At 65.0% G+C, this 20004-nt stretch carries 20 protein-coding genes; 7 read left to right on the top strand and 13 right to left on the bottom strand.

The genetic code is table 11. From position 1 onward, the window contains the following. Positions 1-19: 19 nt before the first annotated feature. Together FHY55_RS07965 and FHY55_RS07960 are read right to left on the bottom strand one after the other, a co-directional pair. Positions 20-2131 (bottom strand): caspase family protein, encoded by a 2112-nt coding sequence (locus tag FHY55_RS07965; RefSeq protein ID WP_140013678.1) that lies wholly within the window; start codon positions 2129-2131, stop codon positions 20-22. Between the two features lie 129 nt (positions 2132-2260). Beyond that, a complete protein-coding gene (locus tag FHY55_RS07960) occupies positions 2261-2695 on the bottom strand; it encodes a DUF1036 domain-containing protein (RefSeq protein ID WP_140013677.1) in 435 nt (144 codons plus the stop codon). Between the two features lie 112 nt (positions 2696-2807). On the opposite strand from FHY55_RS07960, the gene FHY55_RS07955 reads away from it, so the two are divergent. The 6 genes from FHY55_RS07955 (at position 2808) to FHY55_RS07930 (ending at position 7376) form a co-directional block, all read left to right on the top strand. Continuing rightward, positions 2808-3332: a hypothetical protein gene (locus FHY55_RS07955; RefSeq protein ID WP_140013676.1), complete on the top strand. Its 525-nt coding sequence runs from the start codon at positions 2808-2810 to the stop codon at positions 3330-3332. A 194-nt stretch (positions 3333-3526) separates the two neighbouring features. Next, positions 3527-3970 (top strand): hypothetical protein, encoded by a 444-nt coding sequence (locus FHY55_RS07950; protein ID WP_254695454.1) that lies wholly within the window; start codon positions 3527-3529, stop codon positions 3968-3970. Between the two features lie 33 nt (positions 3971-4003). Continuing rightward, positions 4004-4654: a MotA/TolQ/ExbB proton channel family protein gene (locus FHY55_RS07945; RefSeq protein WP_140013675.1), complete on the top strand. Its 651-nt coding sequence runs from the start codon at positions 4004-4006 to the stop codon at positions 4652-4654. 16 nt (positions 4655-4670) lie between these two features. After that, entirely contained in the window at positions 4671-5213 is a 543-nt protein-coding gene (locus FHY55_RS07940; protein ID WP_140013674.1) for a biopolymer transporter ExbD, read from the top strand. Between the two features lie 49 nt (positions 5214-5262). Next, a complete protein-coding gene (locus tag FHY55_RS07935; protein ID WP_140013673.1) occupies positions 5263-5679 on the top strand; it encodes a biopolymer transporter ExbD in 417 nt (138 codons plus the stop codon). Beyond that, the gene (locus FHY55_RS07930) at positions 5676-7376 is read left to right on the top strand and encodes a hypothetical protein (protein WP_140013672.1); all 1701 of its coding nucleotides are present in this window, start codon (positions 5676-5678) and stop codon (positions 7374-7376) included. Before FHY55_RS07935 ends, FHY55_RS07930 begins: the two co-directional genes overlap by 4 nt. A gap of 12 nt (positions 7377-7388) precedes the next feature. Here the strand turns inward: FHY55_RS07930 and FHY55_RS07925 are convergent, their stop codons facing one another. From FHY55_RS07925 to FHY55_RS07875, 11 genes are all read right to left on the bottom strand, one after another. Further along, positions 7389-8858: a mannitol dehydrogenase family protein gene (locus FHY55_RS07925; protein ID WP_140013671.1), complete on the bottom strand. Its 1470-nt coding sequence runs from the start codon at positions 8856-8858 to the stop codon at positions 7389-7391. 1 nt (position 8859) lies between these two features. Then, the gene (locus tag FHY55_RS07920) at positions 8860-9873 is read right to left on the bottom strand and encodes an ABC transporter ATP-binding protein (protein WP_140013670.1); all 1014 of its coding nucleotides are present in this window, start codon (positions 9871-9873) and stop codon (positions 8860-8862) included. 12 nt (positions 9874-9885) lie between these two features. Next, positions 9886-10716: a carbohydrate ABC transporter permease gene (locus FHY55_RS07915; RefSeq protein ID WP_140013669.1), complete on the bottom strand. Its 831-nt coding sequence runs from the start codon at positions 10714-10716 to the stop codon at positions 9886-9888. A 15-nt stretch (positions 10717-10731) separates the two neighbouring features. Continuing rightward, positions 10732-11598 (bottom strand): carbohydrate ABC transporter permease, encoded by an 867-nt coding sequence (locus FHY55_RS07910; protein WP_140013668.1) that lies wholly within the window; start codon positions 11596-11598, stop codon positions 10732-10734. Positions 11599-11804: 206 nt separating this feature from the next. Continuing rightward, entirely contained in the window at positions 11805-13109 is a 1305-nt protein-coding gene (locus FHY55_RS07905; protein WP_140013667.1) for a sugar ABC transporter substrate-binding protein, read from the bottom strand. Between the two features lie 162 nt (positions 13110-13271). Next, on the bottom strand, positions 13272-14228 hold the full coding sequence (locus FHY55_RS07900; protein ID WP_140013666.1) for a sugar-binding transcriptional regulator: 957 nt from the start codon (positions 14226-14228) through the stop codon (positions 13272-13274). A gap of 12 nt (positions 14229-14240) precedes the next feature. Further along, positions 14241-14912, bottom strand: coding sequence for an HAD family phosphatase (locus tag FHY55_RS07895; RefSeq protein WP_140013665.1), 672 nt, complete (start codon positions 14910-14912; stop codon positions 14241-14243). A gap of 66 nt (positions 14913-14978) precedes the next feature. Beyond that, complete coding sequence (locus tag FHY55_RS07890; RefSeq protein ID WP_140013664.1) at positions 14979-16298, bottom strand: aspartate aminotransferase family protein; 1320 nt, start codon at positions 16296-16298, stop codon at positions 14979-14981. 63 nt (positions 16299-16361) lie between these two features. Beyond that, positions 16362-17270 carry an AEC family transporter gene (locus tag FHY55_RS07885; protein ID WP_140013663.1) on the bottom strand — a complete coding sequence of 303 codons (909 nt, stop codon included), beginning with the start codon at positions 17268-17270 and terminating at the stop codon, positions 16362-16364. After that, complete coding sequence (locus FHY55_RS07880; RefSeq protein ID WP_140013662.1) at positions 17267-18625, bottom strand: aminotransferase; 1359 nt, start codon at positions 18623-18625, stop codon at positions 17267-17269. The genes FHY55_RS07885 and FHY55_RS07880 overlap by 4 nt, the downstream gene beginning before the upstream one ends. Positions 18626-18688: 63 nt before the next feature. Continuing rightward, positions 18689-19195, bottom strand: coding sequence for a MarR family winged helix-turn-helix transcriptional regulator (locus FHY55_RS07875; protein WP_140013661.1), 507 nt, complete (start codon positions 19193-19195; stop codon positions 18689-18691). A 226-nt stretch (positions 19196-19421) separates the two neighbouring features. Between FHY55_RS07875 and ectA the strand changes: the two genes are divergently transcribed. Continuing rightward, complete coding sequence (gene ectA, locus FHY55_RS07870; protein ID WP_140013660.1) at positions 19422-19955, top strand: diaminobutyrate acetyltransferase; 534 nt, start codon at positions 19422-19424, stop codon at positions 19953-19955. Positions 19956-20004: the final 49 nt, after the last annotated feature.

Raw genomic sequence — 20004 nt, 5'->3', positions numbered from 1 at the left:
CATGGGCTGGGGCGACGGATCAGCGGAACACGCCGGACCGCAGCTTCTTGGTCACGGTCTTTTTGGTGCCGCCAGACTTGGTGCGCTGGACCGTGACGTTAGATTTGATCCGCCGGTTCACGTTGCTCCGCGCCCCCGCGGGATTCTTCTTAGGGGCGGCCTTCTTATTGGCCGAAGCCGTCCGCACCTTCGAAATCGCCTTGGAGGCCTTCTTGGAGGCCACCTGCTGCACCGCTTTACAGGCCACTTCGTTATCGGACTTCAACCGGCGCAGAAGCGAGTTGCTGGGCTCCAGCTGGTCTGTGGCGATCTTGCGGGCGGCGAAGTAGCGGAAGAGCGACACGCGGGAGCCCTTGCCCCAGTCGCCGTCAATCCGCATCCGGTAGCAGCCAAGGCGGCTCAGCTCGGTTTGCACGGCGGAGGCAAGCTCTTTGCCTTCCAGTTCGGGCGCGGCTGGGGCAACCCCGGCCTGACGGGCTTCATCGCTGTCGCGGTCGATCTCTTGGCCAACCACGCGGCTGCGCGGCACTTCGGTAGAGGGGGCCAGCGAGCGCGTGGGGGCCAGACCGGCGAGGATCACGGCTTCACGCTCTTCACCATCCGGGCCAATCACCTTGGTGCGGCTCGCGTTGGGATCAGCGGGCACAACGCCGGCCACCTCGGTGCCGGTCGCGGGCTCAGCTCCGGTGACTTCGGTGCCCGTAACTTCGGTGCCGGTAACGCGCTCGGCGCTGGCCACCTCGGTGCCGGTAACCTCAGAGCCCGTCACGCGCTCAGCGCCCGCAACCTCGGTGCCGGTCACCTCAGAGCCCGTTACCCGCTCGGCGCCCGCAACCTCGGTGCCAGTCACACGCTCGGCACCCGTGGTGCCCTCGGTGCGCCGCGCCTCGTTGGAGGCCACCACCGTTTCGGCACCGGCGGCACCGGCTTTTTCGCCGCTTTCGCCTGCTGTCACGCGCTCGGGGGCTTGTTCGCCACCGATCACCACAACGGCGCTTTCGCCGCCCGTGGCCTTCTCGGCCTCGTTGGCGGCAGCAACCGTTTCGCCACCCGCCGTTCCCGGCGTTTCAACCGGTGTGTTTTCATCTGGCACGTCGATAATATCGACCCGGGCCACTGCCACGACGATCTCTTCAACCTCCTCCTCGACCTCTTCGATCACGATATTCGTGCCCGAGTTGCCCAGAGCCGCCAGCAGGCGCTTGCGGGTTTCAGGGTCGAGCGCGGCGATCAGCTCATAATCGGCATCGGTCAGCTCGGCGGTCTTTTCGACCTGCGGGTTGAAGTAGAACTGTGCGCGCAGAGAGGACTGATCCCACGGGGTTTGCCGCCCGAAGGTTTCGCTCTCTACATCGTTGCGCACGCGGATCATGAGGTCGGAGACCGAAATGCCCGGCTCTTCGATGTGGCCGAGCAGGGCTTGGGTGAAGGGCGAGTTTTCACCCGCGCCGTCGGAGGTGACGTTGTTGGGCTGGGTGGCGAAGGCCACGAAGGTGCCCGAGCCCTTCTCCATCTGCGCAAGGCCCTGGGTGCCCTCGGAGCGCATCGACTCCGGCAGCGGGTTGTTGCGGCAGGCGTCGAGGAAGATCAGCGTCTGGCGGTTTTTGTCGGAGAGGCGCTTGACGATCTCGTCGAGGCGCCAGGTTTCGTTCTCGATGGCTTCGCGGGAGGCCAGCGTGGCGTCCTTGGGCACAAGGTAGTTTGCGCCGCCAAGCTGGAAGGCATGGCCGGAGAAGAAGAACATCGCGCTCTCGGCCCCCTCGGCCTCGGCGGCGAATGTATCGAGCCGGGTCCAGAAATCGGCCTCGGTGGCATCGGTCAGCAGGGTGACTTCAAAGTCGAGCCGCTCCAGCGCGGAGGCAAGATCTGTGGCGTCATTGGTGGCGTTCTTCAGGGCATAGACGTTGTCATAGGCCGCGTTGCCCACCACCAGCGCCACGCGTTTGGCCTCTGCCGTCAACGTGGCGGCGGTGACAAAGATCAGCGCCAGCGGTGCCGTGCGGGCGGCCCTGCCCAGCCCGGCGCTTCGGGCCGCGCTGCCCACGAGTGCAGAGGCCGAGCGCAGCCCCATGCCTGCACGTGCGATCCTGCGGGTAAAGCTCTGGGGTGTGGGCGTTGTCGCCATGGTCATCCGCCAATCATCTCTGGGTCAAAAACTTTGCTGCACTCTAGCCGAAGGGGGCCAGAAATGCGACCCCGCGCCGTTCAAATCTTTATGTTCAAGTAGATGTGACTGCATCGCCGCCACGTCAACCCCTGCTCACCCGCCACCCGGGGGCGTTACGAAGAGCGTCCAGCGCACGGTGGCCTGTGTGTCGACCTCATGAAACATCGCCGCCTTGTGGCCGCGCTCCCAGCAGTTTTCGATCCCGTCGATCTCAAAGGCCTTCGCACCGATGCACATCGACACGGTGCCATCTAGGATCGGCTGGCCGAAAACATCGGTGGCATAGACATAGATGTAGCGATTACTGAGCTCGTTCTTGATGACGTTCGCGCATTGGTTGGTGCCGATCGTCCACCAGCCCTCGGTGTGAAACTGCCCCCCGACCGACTGGGCGATTGCGACGTTGATGACGTCAAAACTCTGGTTGCAAACAGCGAATTCAGCCCTTGCGGGCGTCGAAATCGTTGCGCCGGCGACACATATTGCCGCCGCGAAACTGGTGTTAATCAACGATAATCTGCCTGTCATGGCGTGACTTAAGCCGCTTTTGAGCAGAGGGGCAAGAAATCGCCTTTATTGTGCCGCAGATTGAAAACAATCCGGTGAGAACTTATATTCGTACCAAAGTTGGAGAAAGACCATGACTGTGAAGTTCGTGAAGCCGTTTGTGGCTGTGGCTGCCATGTCGATGGGTCTTGCCGCCCCCGCAACCGCCCAAATCGCAAAATTCCACGTAATGACCCCGACCGTGCCGGGCATGCTGAAGGTCGACAAAATCTCGGCAGGCGATGACGCGCTGGCGGATTTCGTTGGCTCCACCGGGCAGATGGCCGGGCAAAAATCGGCCTCGCTTGGCGACATGCGCGCAGCAGAGAGCATCATTGCCGGCACCGGTCAGGAGATCGAGCGCGACGATGAAGAGGGAACCGGCACGCTTGAGCAATTGGCTCAGGCCTTTGACGGCGGCAACGACAACGAAGAGACGCCTACGCGGCCTTCGCAGCCCGTTGCGCAGGAATCGTCCAACGATGAGCACCATGACATTCCGATCGTCAGCCGCCCCGAGATCGAGCGTCCGGTGATCGTGAGAACCCGCGCCAGCAGCCCGCGCGGCGGGGCGAAGATCAATTCGGGCGCAATGTGGAGCGTCGGCCAGTTCCGCTGAGCCCGGCGGCACCGCGCCGCAGATAGCAGACAGGATCAGCCCGGAGGCACCACGCCCGCCGGGCTTTTTCATGCCCGGCCCACAGCCTTCCCCCTTCGGTTCACACGATTTTCCCAAGCGAAGGCTTTGCGCCCGCGCGGGGGCGTGTTAGCACTTTTCTCACAAGAATTAACCGTAACGGGGGGAGGCGTGACGTGCCTGTTCTGAAAACCTTTTATTCCACGCTGATCGCAACGGCCGCTGCCGGTGTGATGGCCACTGGCCTCGCGCTTCCGGCCTTTGCCCAATCGGGCAACTTTGGCCTCGAGCTCAACGCCGCCCGCGATGTCGGCGAAGGCTGCCGGCTGACCTATGTGGCCACCAACAACACCGGCGAGGGGCTGGAAAAAGCCTCTTACGAGGTGGCCGTTTTCGATCAGGACGGGGTGGTTTCGCGGCTGCTGATCCTCGAGTTCGGCCAGCTTCAGGCCGATAAGACCAAGGTGGTGCAGTTCGACCTTTCCGACATGGCCTGCTCGGACATCTCGCGCCTGCTCGTCAACTCGGTCAGCGAATGCGTGGGCGCTGAGGGCACCTCGCCCGACTGCATGGAAGGCCTCACCACCTCTTCGCGCGCGGAGATCCAGTTCGGGCTCTGAGCGCGGGCTCGGGCCCGGCAACGGGAGTAACGGATGGATGCCTATTTGCCCGAAGGGCTGAACGGCTACGCCTGGGCGATTTTGGCCGTGCTGGCGGGTGCCTCGCTGGTGGCGCTCACGGTTGCGCTGTTCAAGATCTTCCAATTCATGCGGCTGGGGGTCGGGCGGCGTAAACTGCCCGGCCAGATCGTTGAAAAATACCTGCGCGGGGATGGCGACGGGGCGCTGGCGATGGCCGACAAGCGCAACACTTCCGCCGTCCGCGTGCTCTTTGCCGCCCTCTCGGCCCTGCGCCAGAACCGGGGCGACCGCGAGATTGCCCGCGAGCTCGCCACGCAGGTGGCGCTTGATGAGCTGGCGCTGATGGGCCGCCGGATGAATGCGCTGGAGGCCGTGGTGCAGGCCGCGCCAATGCTGGGCCTGCTCGGCACCGTGGTGGGCATGATCGAAGCCTTCGGCAAGCTCAGCCAGGCCGAGGGCGCGGTGGATCCAAGCGTGCTTGCGGGCGGCATCTGGACGGCGCTGATCACCACCGCCGTGGGCCTCGCCATCGCCATCTTCTTCTATTTCATCTCGCTCTGGCTCGAAGGGCGCATTGCCCGTGAGCGCGAGGCGCTGGAGCGGCTGATTTCGACCGTGTTGCACGGGCGGGTGGAGACCCGGCCGGGCAAGACGATCGTTTGAACGGGCGGGCGCGCCGGTGTCGGGCAAAACGGTCATCAGCGGGCCAATGCCCCACGCGGCGGGCCTGTCGGGCGGCGCGGGCCACACGGTTATCGGGGCGGCAATGCCCGCCGCCGGCACCCGGCCCGGCGATGTGCACCTCCCCGACCCGCGCGGCGACCGCAAGGCCCCCTTTGCCCTGACGCCGCTGGCTGACGTGATGTTTCAGCTGCTGATCTTCTTCATGCTCTCCACCACGCTGGCGCCCTACTCGCTCATCACCCTTGGCGCGCCCGCTGCGCCCACCGGCCAGAGCACCGCCGAGCCCGAGGCTCCGGGCGGCGGGGCGCAGAGCATTGTCATCTGGCACGTGGGCCGGGGCGAGCTACGCGCCGGGGCTGCTACCTTGCCGTTGGAGGCGCTGCCGCAGGTCATCCCGGCGCTGAAGGAGAAGGGGCTGGAAGAAATCCTGCTCTTCACCACCCCGGTCGCCACCACGCAGGATGTGGCCACCGTGATCGAGGCCATCCGCGTGGGCGAGGTGGCCAAGCTGCGCCTCATCGGAAGGCCGGGGCTATGAGCGCTGCGTTGATCGCCCCGCGCGCCCGCCTTGCCCGGAGGCGCGGCTGATGCTGGCCTCCAAGCTCGCCGCCCAACGCCACCGCCGCCGCGCCGACTTTGGGCTGGCACAGGTGAACATCGTGCTGCTGCTCGTGCTGTTCTTCCTCGTCGTCGGCACCATCGTCGAGAATGACGAACTCGCCGTCGACCTTTCCCAAACCACCGATCTGCCGCTGGAGCGCCTTCCCCGCCCCCTGCTGCTGATCGACGGCGAAGGGGGATGGTCGCTTGATGGGGCACCGATGGAGGAGGGGGCCGTGGTTGAGGCCCTGAGCGCGCCGCCGCCCGAGGGCCAGCCCAACGCGGTGTATATCCTCGCCCCGCGCGACATGCCCGCCGACCGGCTGCTGCGCGCCATGCAGGTGCTGCTGCCCGCGGGCCGCACGGTGAAGCTGGTGACGCTGAAGGCCGGGGACAGCGAATGAGCGACACCGCCGGCCCCGTTCGCTACATCGAGCCGCGCGGGCAGGCCGAGGTGGTGCTTTGGCTCGCCGCTCTGCTCATCGCCGTCGCCGCCCATCTTGCGGCGCTGACATGGGCCCGCGAGCAGATGCCCGAACCGACGCCGGATCAGGCCCCGGTGGAAACCGAAGTGACTGTCGAGATGATCGAAATGGCCACGCAGGCGGCCCAGCCAAGCGTAGCCGAGGCTGAGGCGGTAGAGGCCGCCGCGCCCCCTGCCCCGCTCGAGCCCGCCGCTTCGGTGGCGGCGGCAGACCGCGCCGAGCCTGCCTCGACCCCCGACAAGCCCGCGCCCGCCGAACGGGTGGAAACCGCGCCCAACCCGCCCGCCACCGAGCCGGTGAGCGAGGGGGCGACCCGGATCACCGGCGCGCCGGTTGCCGCCCAATCCGGTGCCGCCCCGGCAGAGCGCGCAGAGGCCGCGCAAACCGCACGCGCCGAAGAGGTGAGAGAGGCCCGCGAGGCCACCCCCGCCCGGATCACCGCCGCCCCGGTGGTGGCCGAAGAGGCCAGCCGCGCCGAGGTGGCCAGCGCCGAGCGCCCGCCCGAGGAGGTGCCCGAAACCGCCACCGCCCGCGTTGCGGATGACCGCATCAGGGCGGGCCAAGATGAAGGCCGCGAGCGTTTGCGCAGCGAGGCCGAGGTGGAAGCCCAGGAGGCTGTGCGCGACACTGGCGAGGCTCAGGCTGCCGCCGCGCCAGAGCCCGCGCCGGAGCCCAGCGCAGACCCGAGCGCGCAGCCCCCGGCAGATACGCTGGCCGCTGCCGCCCCCACCGCGCCTGCCGCCACGCCCACCGCCCCTGATACCATCGCCGCCCGCCCCGCGATCCCCGATGACATGGTGCCCGAACGCGTCACCCCGGTGTCACCCGTGGCCGGGGCTGGCATGCCCGCCATCCCCTCCAATCCGACGCCTGCCGAGCCTGCGCCTGCGCCTGCGCCCAAGCCCGAGCGCGACAGCGATCTGCCCGGCCCGGCAACAGAGGGTGGCGCGGCGGCCCCCGCCCCCGAAAGCGATATTTCCGAGGCCGACCGCACCCGCTACACCGCCATTCTCGACTATCTCAAAACCTATGATGGCGGTGCCTGCTTTGCCGCGCTGCCCGCGCTGGGAGAAGAGACCGCCCAGCTCACGCTTGATGCCTTCGGCCCCAGCTCGGCCTCGCTTGACGGCTTTCGTGCCGGGATGGAGGCCGAGACCGGCGAGATCCCGAACACCTTCCTCAAGCCGGTGAGCGAGGCCCAATGCGCCACCCTCACCTTCATCCGCGAGGCCAAGGCCTACCCCGCCTTCAACCTCTATTTCGACATGGAAAACCGGGTGATCGCCTCAGGCGACTACCTTGAGGGCCGCATCCTCAACGTCTCCGGGCAAGTGGTGCACTTCCTGCTGATCGACGATGAGGGCACGGTGCAGGCGCTCGACAGCTTCCTGCAGTTTACCCGGGGCGGGGCCAGCTTTTCGATCCCGATGAACCTCACCGCCGGGCCGGTTGTTACCCAGCAGCTCCTGCTCGCCGTGGGCACGCCTGCCCGGCTCGACGTGGTGAAGGATGAAAACGGCACCGAGGCCGCCAGCTTCTTTGCCGCGCTTGCCGCGGAACTGGAGGCGCGCGGCATCAGCGCAGACCTTTCGATGGTGGCCTTCTCGGTGGAGTAACCCGGCGCAGGCTCAGGCCTGCGCGGCCACATACTCCTGCAACACCGCGCGGGGGCCCTTCTCATCGAGATCGGCCAGAGCGGCGGCGAAGGCCTCCACAAAGCGGGGGGCCTCGCCCAAACGACCGAAGACATCGCTGAGCGCCAGAAAGGCAGACGGATCGGTTTGCGCTTTCAGCGCGGCGGCCTGCAAGGCCTCGGCCCGCTCGTCCTCCAGCGTGATCTCGCCCTTGGTGGTTTCGGCGCAGTAGCGGCACCAGAGCGCGACCTCCAGCGCAAGCCCCTGCACCGCAGAGCCCGCCTCCAGCGCTTCGCGCACCGTTGGCAGAACGAATTTGGGCTGGCGGTTGGAGCCATCGAGGCAAAGCCGGGCGATGGTGTCGCCCACTTCGGGGTTGGCGAAGCGCTCGGCGGATTTTTCGAGGTAGGCGTCAAAGTCGACGCCCGCGATCTCGGGCAGCACCGGGATGACCTCGGAGCGCATCAGCGCTTTGAGCCATGCGGTGATATCCGGGTCTTGCATGCCCTCGTGGACAAAGTGATGCCCGAGCAAAGCCGAGGGGTAGGCAATGGCGGCGTGGCCTGCATTGAGGATGCGCAGTTTCATGGTCTCATAAGGCGCGACATCGGGCACGAACTCCACGCCCACCTTCTCCAGCGCCGGGCGGCCTTGGGGGAAGGTATCTTCAAGCACCCATTGGCGGAACGGCTCGCAGACCACCGGGGCCTTGTCGTCCACGCCGAACTTGTCTTGCACGAGCGCAATCTCGCGCGGGCCGGTGGCGGGGGTGATGCAATCAACCATGCCGGAGGGGAAGGCGACATTGGCCCCGATCCATGCGGCAAGCTCGGGGTCGATCATTTCGGCCATGCCGACAACGGCCGCTTTGGCCACATGGCCATTTTCCGGCAGATTGTCGCAAGACATCACGGTGAAGGGCTCAAGCCCTGCGTCACGCCGCGCCTCCAAGCCTTTGACAAGAAGCCCAAAAACCGTTTCAGGGTCTTCCGGGTTTTGCGCGTCTGCGGCTATCTCAGTGTTCGATTTGTCAAAGCCGCCCGTTTCGGCATCCACGAAGTAGCCACCCTCGGTGATGGTCAGCGAGACGATGCGGATGGCCGGATCGACCATACGGGCCACCAGCGCCGCGCCGTCGATCTCGCAGAAGTCTACCATTGCGCCGGTGACGCGGGCAGTCAGCGCCGCCGGGTCCAGCTCGACCACGGTTGTCAGCCAGTCCTGCGCCTTCAGCGCCTCGCGGCGCGCGGCGTCGAACTGCTTGATCCCGGCGCCGACAATGGCCCAGTCATGCCCCTCGCCCTGCCCGAACAGCCGGTCAAGATACCAGGCCATATGCGCGCGGTGAAAGTTGCCCACACCGATGTGCAGGATGCCGGGCGTCAGGTCAGCGCGGTCATACTCCGGCGCGGCAACGCCCTCGGGCAGCGACGACAGGGCCGCGTTATCCAGTGTGATCGCCATCTCAACCAATCCGCAGCCCGGCGCCGTCAAAGCGGTGAATCTTGCCCGCCTGCGGCGTAAGCCAAACCTCATCGCCGTGGCGCAGCGCCATCTCGCCGTCGACCCGCACGGTCACGGTATCTTCCAATGTATCAACGCCCTCGGGGTGCACATATAGGAAAGTGTCGGAGCCAAGGTGCTCGGCCACGCCGACCTTGGCCTTCCACAGCCCTTCACTCGTGCTCACATCCAGATGCTCGGGGCGCACGCCGATGGTAGCAGCATCATGCTTGGCGGCCTCTTCGCCCGCGAAGAAGTTCATCTTCGGCGAGCCGATGAAGCCCGCCACGAAGAGGTTGCGCGGGGTCTGGTAAAGCTCCAGCGGCGAGCCGACCTGCTCGATGACACCGGCCTGCAGCACCACGATCTTGTCGGCCATTGTCATGGCTTCGACCTGATCGTGGGTGACGTAGATCATCGTTGTTTTCAGGTTGTTGTGCAGCTCGCTGATTTCGAGCCGCATGTTCACCCTGAGCGCCGCGTCGAGGTTGGAGAGCGGCTCGTCAAAGAGGAAGGCCGAGGGCTCGCGCACGATGGCGCGGCCGATGGCAACACGCTGGCGCTGACCGCCCGAAAGCTGGCCGGGGCGACGGTCGATGTAATCGGCAAGGTTCAGCACCTTGGCGGCGTAATCAACGCGCTTTTCCTGCTCGGCCTGATCCATCCCCGCCATCTTCAGCGGGAAGGCGATGTTCTTGCGCACCGACATATGCGGATAGAGCGCGTAGGACTGGAACACCATCGCCAGCCCGCGCTTGGCGGGGGGCGTGGTGGTGGCGTCCTTGCTGTCGATGCGGATCTGCCCGCCCGACACATCCTCAAGCCCGGCAATCAGCCGCAGCAGGGTGGATTTGCCGCAACCCGAAGGCCCGACGAACACCACAAACTCGCCGTCTTCGATGGTCAGATCCAGCGGCGGGATCACGTTGACCTCGCCAAAGCTCTTGGCGACCTTGTCCAGTGTAATGCGTCCCATGGTCTTTTTCCTTTACTTGACGGCGCCGAAGGTGAGGCCACGCACCAGTTGCTTCTGGCTGAACCACCCCATGATGAGGATGGGCGCGATGGCCATTGTCGAGGCGGCACTGAGCTTGGCGTAAAACAGGCCCTCGGGGCTGGAGTAGCTGGCAATGAAGGCGGTGAGCGGCGCGGCCTTGGTGGTGGTGAGGTTGAGCGTCCAGAAGGCCTCGTTCCACGCCAGAATGATGTTGAGCAGCATGGTCGAGGCGATGCCGGGCAGCGCCATGGGGGTGAGCACGTAGATGATCTCGGATTTCAGCGAGGCGCCGTCCATCCGCGCGGCCTCAAGAATATCCACCGGGATTTCCTTGAAGTAGGTGTAGAGCATCCAGATGATGATCGGCAGGTTCATCAGCATCAGCACCACGATCAGCAGGATGTGCGTGTCGTAGAGGTCTAGGAACCGGGCGATCAGCACGATCGGGAAGAGCACGCCGACGGCAGGCAGCATCTTGGTGGAAAGCATCCACAATAGCACGTCCTTGGTGCGTTTGCCGGGCACGAAGGCCATGGACCAAGCGGAGGGGATGGCGATGAGCAGGCCAAGTACGGTGGAGCCCACGGCGATGATCACCGAGTTCATCAGGAAGCGGAAGTAGTTGGAGCGCTCCTGCACCACCGAGTAGTTTTCCAGCGTCCAGTCAAAGCCGAGCCAGATCGGCGGGTCGGCAATGGCCTGGGCCTCTGTTTTGAAGCTGGTCAGAACCGTCCAGAGGATCGGGAAGAAAATCGCGATGCCGATGGTCCATGCGGCGGCGGTGGCGATGACCTTGCGTTGTGTTGTAACGGCGCGTGCCATGTGTTCAGCCCTCCCTCAGTTGTCCAGGTTCTTGCCGACGATCCGCATAAGGAAGATCGCGACTATGTTGGCGAGGATGACGGCAAGGATACCGCCGGCGGAGCCGAGCCCGATGTTCTGGCTTTCCAGAACCCGCTGGTAGACGAGGTAGGTGAGCGTCCGGGTGCCGAAGGCGCCGTTGGTGGTGACGAAGATTTCCGCAAAGATCGACAGCAGGAAGATCGTCTGGATCAGGATCACCACGGTGATTGCCCGGCCAAGGTGCGGCAGGATGATGTAATAGAAGCGGCTCAGCGCCCCTGCCCCATCCATCTCGGAGGCCTCAAGCTGCTCGGAGCTGAGCGACTGGACGGCGGTGAGCAAAATCAGCGTGGCGAAGGGCAGCCACTGCCAGCTGACGATCCAGATGATCGAGAACAGCGGCAGCTCCGAGAGCCAGTCGATTGGCGTCGCCCCGAAGAACTTCCAAAGGTAGGCGAAGAGCCCGTTGACCGGGTTCATGAACATGTTCTTCCAGACCAGCGCCGAGACGGTCGGCATGACGAAGAAGGGCGCGATGACGAGGATGCGCACAATCCCCTGCCCCCAGATCGGCTGGTCGAGCAGCAGCGCCAGCAACACGCCCCCGATCACGGTGATGGCAAGGATGCCGCCAACCATGATGAGCGTGGTGGCCACCGAGCTGAGGAAGGAAGATGAGCTGACGAAGCGCTCGTAATTCTGAAAGCCGACGCAGCAATCGAAAACGCCGCGCAACGGTCGGTAATCGGTGAAGGAAAAGTAGACCGTCATGCACAGCGGGATGAGCATCCACACCAGCAGCACAAAGACGGCGGGTGCGTTCATCAACCGGGCTGCAGCGCGGGCGTGCTGGGTCGCCATGGGTGTCTCCTCCTCTGGTGCCGCAGGCCGGGGTCAGGCGCGGCAGGCTCTTCTGCGCTTAAGGTCTCGGGTGGGCTCGGACGCGCCCGAGAAGATTGGCGTCCGGCAAGATCGCGCAAAGCAGCGCGGGCCGCCGGGGCCGGTGTCGGGCGCCACCTTGGCAAGGGCGCCCGACGGTTGCGGGAGGGCCCGCATTCCGTAATGGCTTACTTGTAGCCGGCGGCTTCCATTTCCTCGTTCACGAGGTCTTGGGCCTTTGCCAGCGCATCGTCAGCCGACTGCTGGCCAGCCAGAGCGGCAGAGAACTCCTGCCCAACCTGGGTGGCGAAACCGGCGAACTCGGGGATCGCGGCAAACTGCACGCCGATGTAGGGCACCGGGTCAACCGTCGGCTGGTTCGGGTTGGCGGTTTCGATGCTCTTCAGCGTCATGTCGGCAAACGGAACCTTCTGGTACTCGGGGTTCTCGTAGAGCGACTTGCGTGCGCCCGGGGGAACGTTGGCCCAGCCTTCCTTCTCGGCGACCATCTCTATGTAGTCCTTGCTGGTGGCCCACTCGATGAACTGCTTGGCAGCGTCCTCTTTCTGGGTGCCGGCAGGGATGCCGAGGGCCCAGGCCCAGAGCCAGTTGCCACGCGGGCCTTTGCCGGTGTCGGGCGCCAGCGCGAAGCCAACCTGGTCAGCAACGGTGCTGTCGTCGGGGTTGGTCACGAAGGAGGCTGCAACGGTGGCGTCGATCCACATGCCGCACTTGCCCTGCTGGAACAGTGCCAGGTTCTCGTTGAAGCCGTTGTTGGCTGCACCGGGAGGGCCGTAGTTGTTCATCAGGTCGAGGTAGAAGGTCAGGGTCTCTTTCCAGGCCTCGGTGTCGAACTGCGGGTTCCAGTCCTCGTCGAACCAGCGGGCGCCGAAGGAGTTGGACATGGCGGTGAGGAAGGCCATGTTCTCGCCCCAGCCGGCCTTGCCGCGCAGGCAGATGCCGTAGACTTCGTTGTCCTTGTCGGTCATCGCTTCGGCGGCGGCCTTGATGTCGTCCCAGGTGGGGGCTTCGGGCATTTCCATGCCGGCAGCTTCCATCAGGTCCTTGCGATACATGACCATCGAGCTCTCGCCGTAGAAAGGTGCGGCGTAGAGCGTGCCGTCGACCGAGAGGCCACCGGCCATGGCGGGCAGCAGATCACCGGTGTCATACTCGGCGCTGAGGTCGTCGAGCGGCACGAGCCAGCCCTGCTTGCCCCAGATCGGCGTCTCGTACATGCCGATGGTCATCAGGTCGAACTGGCCGCCCTTGGTGGAGATGTCGGTGGTCACGCGCTGGCGCAGCACGTTCTCTTCCAGTGTCACCCACTCAACTTCGTGGCCGGTCTTTTCGGTGAAATCGTCGGTGTAACCCTGCATGCGGATCATGTCGCCGTTGTTCACGGTGGCGATGGTCAGGGTTTCGGCGGCGGCAACGGAGCCAACCGCGCACAGAGCCGTGGCGCCCAGAAGGGCGCGAAGCGTGCAAGTCATTGATGTCCTCCCAATGCCCTTATCGGGCAAATGCTATCGTAGTGGGCAAATACTCACATTGAGGAGAGGAGTCTGTCAACACCCTCATCCTGCGGCTGCACAAATGCGCGCCGCCCCGCCTGTGAGGCAGGGGATTTCATTTAAAGTTTAGGGAGTTGCCGGTCAGGCGATGGAGAGGACTGCCTCGGCCGTCGCCTCATCGGTGATGAGCGCGTTGATGAGCTTGCCGCGCAACGCGCCGAGAATCGCCTTTTGCTTTGCATGCCCCAGCGCCAGCCCGCAGACCCGCCGCGAGGTGCCCGGATCGAGCGGGGCCGAGGACACTCGCGCGTTGGTCAGCCCCTCGATCGGGCGGCCTTCGCCGTCAAAAGCCCAGGCCACCATCTCGCCTACAGCGCCCTGCGCGATCAGTTCGGCGCTCTCCTCGGGGCTGATGAACCCATCAACAGCCAGCGGCGAGGTTTCATCAATATGGCCGAGACCGACAAAGGTCACATCGGCCCGCGCCGCCAGCGCCAGCGTGTTCTCCACAGGCTCCTGCGCGTGCATCAGCTTGAGGTCATCGGCGCAGCGCACCACGGCAATGAGCGGCATGGGGTTATGCGGCGCGCCAACCTTTTCGGCCAGCCGCACCACCACGTTGTAGGCGGTGGCCGAGCCATCCGGGCTCATGTTGCCGACGAGCGAAACAAGGTGATGCTGTGGGCAATCCATCCGCGGCAGCTGCTCCACACAGGCCCGCAGCATCCGCCCGGTGCCAAGGCCGATCACGCGCGGCTCCGGGTCGGCCAGCCAGCGCTCCATCTCCGCCGCCCCCGCCGCTGCAACGCCGGTGGCCAGCTCGGGCGCGGCCGGGTCGGTGGGCACCACGTCGCAAAACTGCAGATCGAAACGCTCGGTCAGGGCGGCGGCAAGGTCCATGCAGCGGGCAATCGGGTGATCGAGCCGAAACTTCACCAGCTTCTCGGCCACCGCGAGGCTGACCAGCCGCTGCGCCGACTGGCGCGACACCCCCAGCTTGCGGGCGATCTCATCCTGCGTGTTGCCAGCCACGTAGTAGAGCCAGCCCGCTCGGGCAGCATCATCCAGCCTTGCCGTCTCGCCCGCAGCCCGCGCCATCCGCTCTCCCCGCTATGCGTCTTTTTTAAACTCGGGGGCCATTTGATAGAAAGCGGACCAGTTGTCAAAGGTGCGGAGTCCGGCGGGCGTGTCGATATCTTCCGGCGTGAACCCGGCAAAATGCGCGCCGCCGATATAGCGCCAAACCTCCATCTCCGCCGCCTGCGCCGCGCGCAGACCGGCCTTGCTGTCTTCGATCACAAGGCAGGATTTTGGCCGCACGTTCAGGCACTTGGCCGCGTGGAGGAAGAGATCGGGCGCAGGCTTGCCCCGCGCGACCTCCGAGGCGGTGAACACCCGTTCAAAAAACCGCTCCATCTTCAGCAGCCCCAGCGTGCGCCCCACCCTTTGCGGAGAGGAGGAGGTGGCCACGCAGGCCCGCCGCCCCAGCGCCTCGAGCATCGCGCTCACCCCTTCGGTCTCGCGCAGCCCTGTGGCGAACTCCTCCACCAGCCGACTGCGATACTCCGTCTCGAAGCTATCGGGCAGGTCGAGCGCAAAATCGCGCCGGATCTTCTGCGCCACCTTCGGAAAGCTCTGGCCGACGAAGTTGCGAAACACATGCTCCATCGTCACCGAAAGCCCGTGGTGGGCCAGCGCCTCCACCAGCACCCGGGCCGAGATCACCTCGCTATCGGCCAGCACCCCATCACAATCGAAGATCACCAATTCGATGTGTTGCATGTGGTCTCCGTAGGGTGCAGCCATCCTCGGGTCGAGCCCGAGGATGACGGTGCGTTGGTGGCACTGTCAGGCGAGCGACTTCAGCACCTTGGCCAACACCTCGCCGATCCGGTCGATCTGAGCCTTCTCGATGATGAGCGGCGGCGAGAGGGCGATGATGTCGCCCGTGGTGCGGATCAGCACGCCCTCTTCGTAGGCCGCAAGGAACGCCTCGAAGGCGCGCTTGGTGGGGGCGCCCGCGATGGGCTCAAGTTCCACCGCGCCGACCAGCCCGAGATTGCGGATGTCGATGACGTGGGGCAGGCCCTTCAGCCCGTGCAGCATGTCTTCAAAGTAGGGCGCCAGCTCGGCGGCCCGCTCAAAGAGCCCCTCCTCGCGGTAGGTCTCCAGCGTTGCCAGCCCAGCGGCGGCGGCAATGGGGTGGCCCGAGTAAGTGTAGCCGTGGAAGAGTTCGATGGCGTTTTCCGGCCCATGCATGAAGGCATCGTGGATCGCGCCGGAGCAGAACACCGCGCCCATCGGGATCACCCCGTTGGTGATGCCCTTGGCGGTTGTCATCAGGTCGGGCGTGACGCCGAAGTAGTCGGCCCCGAATGGCGCGCCGAGGCGGCCGAAGCCGGTGATGACCTCGTCGAAGATCAGCAGGATGCCGTGCTTTTCGGTGATCGCCCGCAGCCGCTCAAGATAGCCTTTCGGCGGCAGGATCACGCCCGTCGAGCCGGCAAGCGGCTCCACGATCACGGCGGCAATCGTCTCTGGCCCGTGCAACGCCACGATGCGTTCCAGCTCGTCGGCCAGCTCTGCGCCGTGCTCGGGCACGCCGCGCGAATAGCTGTTCTTTTCCGGCAGATGGGTGTGCGGCAGGTGATCGACCCCGTTCAGCAGCGATCCGAAAAACTTGCGGTTGTTGACGATCCCGCCCACCGAGATGCCGCCGAAGCCCACGCCATGATAGCCGCGCTCGCGCCCGATCAGCCGGGTGCGCTGCCCCTCGCCCCGTGCGCGATGGTAGGCCAGCGCGATCTTCAGAGCGGTATCCACGCTCTCCGATCCGGAGTTGGTGTAAAACACATGGTCCATCCCCTCGGGCGCCATATCCACCAGCCGGTTGGCGAGTTCGAAGGCCTTGGGGTGGCCCATCTGGAAGGCGGGGGCATAATCCATCTCCGCCACCTGCGCCTGCACCGCCTCCACGATCTTGGGCCGCGCATGGCCCGCGTTGCAGCACCACAGCCCCGCCGTGCCATCCAGCACCTCGCGCCCGTCGGAGGTGGTGTAATGCATGTCTTTCGCACCCACGAACATGCGCGGGTTGTCCTTGAACTGGCGGTTGGCCGTGAAGGGCATCCAGAAGGCTCTGAGATCATTGGGGGACTGGACGTTCATGGCGGTCTCCGAAGGATGGGAATTGCGCGGCGAGCCTGCGCCCGGTGCCGGGCAAGGTCAAGACTAGGCCAGCACCGCGAGCGCAAAGAGGCTGAGGAAGGCGGTCCAGACCATCACCTGCGCCACCCGTGCGGCGGGTACGTCGTAGAGCAGGGCAAGGCTCATCGCCATGGCGCCCGTAGGCGGCGCGGCGGCAAAGACGAAGAGCCGGTTGGCCTCCCACCCGCCTGCGAACAGGGTGAGCAAGAGCGCGACGAGGGCGGGAAAGAGCACAAGCTTGATGGCACTCACCACCGCCACCGCCGTATCGAAGCGGAAGGCCACCGCGCTCAGCACCACGCCGAGCGAAAAGAGCGCCACCGGCGCGGCGGCCACGCCGTTGAAATCCAGAAAGGTCTGAAGCGGGGCAGGCACCGGCACGCCCGCGAGGCCCAGCGCCGTGCCGCCGAAGATCGCCAGCAGCGTGGGCGTGCGGGCGAAGATGGCCAGCACCGAGCCGGGAGACACCTTGCCCAGCTTGATCGCCTGCAAGACAAACATCGTGCCGCCAAAGCTTACGGTGGAGTCGAGCACCACAACCATGGTGATCGGCAGCACCCCGCCCTCTCCATAGAGCAGCACGCCGATGGGCAGCCCGTAGAACACGTTGTTGGCAAAAATGCCTGCGTAGCCGAGTACAACCGACTCCCCCGGCCCCGCCCCAAAGAGCCGCCGCGCAAGTTGATAGCCCAGTGCGAAGAGCCCGATCTGCGCTGCCGAGTAGAGAAGGATGGGCGTGAGGCGGAAGGTGTCGAAGGGGGCGTTCCACAGCAGGTCCAGCACCACGATGGGCACCAGCACCGTCATGGCGAAGCGGTTGATCGTGCGGGCAGACTCTTCGCTCAGCTGCCCGCCCTTGCCCAGCCCCCAGCCCAGCGCGAGGATGGCGAAAACCGGCAGGATCGGATTGACGAGAACCGTGAAAAAGCTCACGCCGCAAGCGCTTCTTCAAAGCCCAGCCGCAGGATGCGCACCATCTCGTCAATCTGGCTTTCGGTTATGGTGAGCGGCGGAGACATCACGCAGGCATTGTAAACCGGGCGCAGCAGCAGCCCGTGGCGCTGGCAGATCTCGTCGACCTTGGTGGCGAAGGCCATGTCCCTGTCTTCATCCGGGTTTGCCGGGTCCAGCTCGCATTCGATGCCCGCCATCAGGCCTTTCACCCGGATATCGGAGATCGCCGGGATGTCGGAGAGCGAGCGCAGCGCGGCCTCGAAGTGGGGCGCGATGCGCTGAACATGTTCCAGCAGGCCATCGCGCTCGAAAATGTCGAGGTTGGCCATCGCGGCGGCGCAGGCGACCGGGTGGCCGGAGTAGGTGAAGCCCGAGGTAAAGCCTTTGCCCTCGTTGGTGGCCGCGGTGATCTCGGCAATGAGCCGGTCGGAGAGGAAGAGCGCGCCGAGCGGCTGGTAGCCCGAGGTGAGGCCCTTGGCGGTGGTCAGCATGTCGGGTTGCACGCCGAACACGCTTTCACTGGCAAAGTAATGCCCGAGCCGCCCGAAGCTCGTCACCACCTCGTCGGCGATGAAGAGCACGTCATGCTTGCGGCAAACCTCGGCGCAGCCCGCAAGGTAGCCCTCCGGCTGCACAATCACCCCGCCCGAGGCCATGACCGGCTCTGCGATGAAGGCGGCGACCTTATCGGGGCCGACCGAGAGGATCATCGCCTCCAGCTCAGCCACTTTCTCGGCGGTGAAATCCTCCAGCGATTGCCCCTCGGGCCGGTCCTTCGGCTTGGGGCAGGAGAGGAAGTGGATGTGATCCTCGATCATGTCCATCTCCGCCTTCTCTCGCATCTTCCCCGAGCAGGAGCCGGTAAGGTAAGTGGAGCCGTGATAGGCGTTGACCCTTGATATGATGTGCTTTTTCTCAGGCCGCCCGAGGCAGTTGTTGTAGAAGAAGGCGAAGCGCAGGGCGCTATCCACCGCCGTAGAGCCGCCGGTGGTGAAGAACACGTTGTTCAAGTCACCCGGCGCGAGGGCGGCGAGGCGCTTGGCCAGCGCGGCGGCCACATCCGAGGCCATCGACCAGGGCGAAAAATACGACAGGCGGCGCATCTGGTCGGCGCAGGCCTCCACGATCTCCTCGCGCCCGTGGCCCACGTTCACGCACCACATGCCGCCGGGGCCGTCGATCATCCGCTTGCCGTTGCTGTCGGTCACATAGATGCCGTCGCTGTCGGTCAGCACCGTGCGATGCGTCTCGCCAATGGCGGTCACATCCTCCCACGGGTGCAGGAAGTGACGGTCGGCCTGATGGATGTCGCGGGTGCTTGGGGAATCAGTCATGCGGCGGAGTGTAGACCTGCGCGCAGCCGGGGGGCAGAGGCCTTCGCCGCCGCCTCGCCTGCCCTAGCGTGGCTTGTGCGGCGCATGAATCGCGCCTGCCGTCAGCAGCGGAGACGCGTCTATCTCTTCGGCATCCAGCATCGCCGCCACACGCTCCAGCGAGGCCACAAGCTGGGCCTGCTCCCAATCGGCCATCTGATCGAAGGCACGCACAAAGCGCTGCTGAAGCGCATCTGGCGCGTCCTTCACCACCTCCCGGCCACTGGCGGTGATGACAACATTGGTCTGCCGCCGGTCGGTCTCGGAGCGCTCGCGGGCCACGTGGCCGGTGGCTTGCAACTTGTCGATCAGCGCCGTCACCGTGGCCTGAACAACGCCCATCTGGTTGGCCAGCGCCTTGGGTGTGCTGGTGCCGCCGGGCTTGCCGTGCAGGATCTGCAACACCCGCAGCTGCACCGGGGTGACGCCGACGGTGTGGGCAAGGTCGCGGTCATAGAGCGCCGTGGCCCGAAGAATGCGCCGCAGCGCAATCAGGCTTTCGTCAACACGGTCGGCGGATGTTCCTGTCATGCCCAAACTGTTGCACGAGGCCGAAAATCTCTTCAATCCCCAAAGCATCCTGGGCGGATACTTCACAAAACAAAGGGCATTTGTTGCGGAACCTACACGGTTTTTAAGCATTTCCCTGCCAGATTTCTGCTTTTTTGTGAAATGACAATGAAACTTTCCTTCGCGTGTTGAATTACTCCTCCAACCGGATTAGTTAGCCTTACGAAGTAAATGAGGATAGATGACCATGCCAAGAGATCTCGCCGAACCCCGATCGCGCACGCCCCTTCTGCGCAAACCTGATGCGACGGACGGGGCTGACATCTGGGCGCTTGTCAAAAGCTGCAAGCCACTCGACGAGAACTCCATGTATGCCAACCTCATTCAGGCCGACCACTTTCGCGATACCTGCGTGGTGGCCGAGCTTGATGGCGAAATCGTCGGCTGGATCTCTGGCCACATCATCCCCGCCAAAAACGAGCTCTTCGTCTGGCAGGTCGCCGTCAGCGCCAAAGCGCGGGGCCTCGGCCTCGGCAAGCTGATGCTGGCCGAACTCATCGAGCGTGACGCCTGTGATGAGGCAGACCACCTGAAGACCACGATCACCAAGGATAACGCCGCCTCTTGGGGCCTCTTCCGCAGCTTCGCCCGCTCTATCGGCGGCGAGCTGAGCGACGAGCCGCACTTCGAGAGCGATGCCCATTTTGGCGGTCAACACGACACCGAACACATGGTGACGATCAGCCTGCCCTCCCCCGGTGCGCTGGCGCGCGCGGCCTGATCGACCTCTGACCCCCAACAGACCGGATTCAATCCTGAAAGGATTCCTC

Origin of the sequence: Oceanicola sp. D3, from assembly GCF_006351965.1 — a bacterium.
Classification (GTDB): domain Bacteria; phylum Pseudomonadota; class Alphaproteobacteria; order Rhodobacterales; family Rhodobacteraceae; genus Vannielia.
This window is presented reverse-complemented; position numbering and strand designations above follow the sequence as displayed.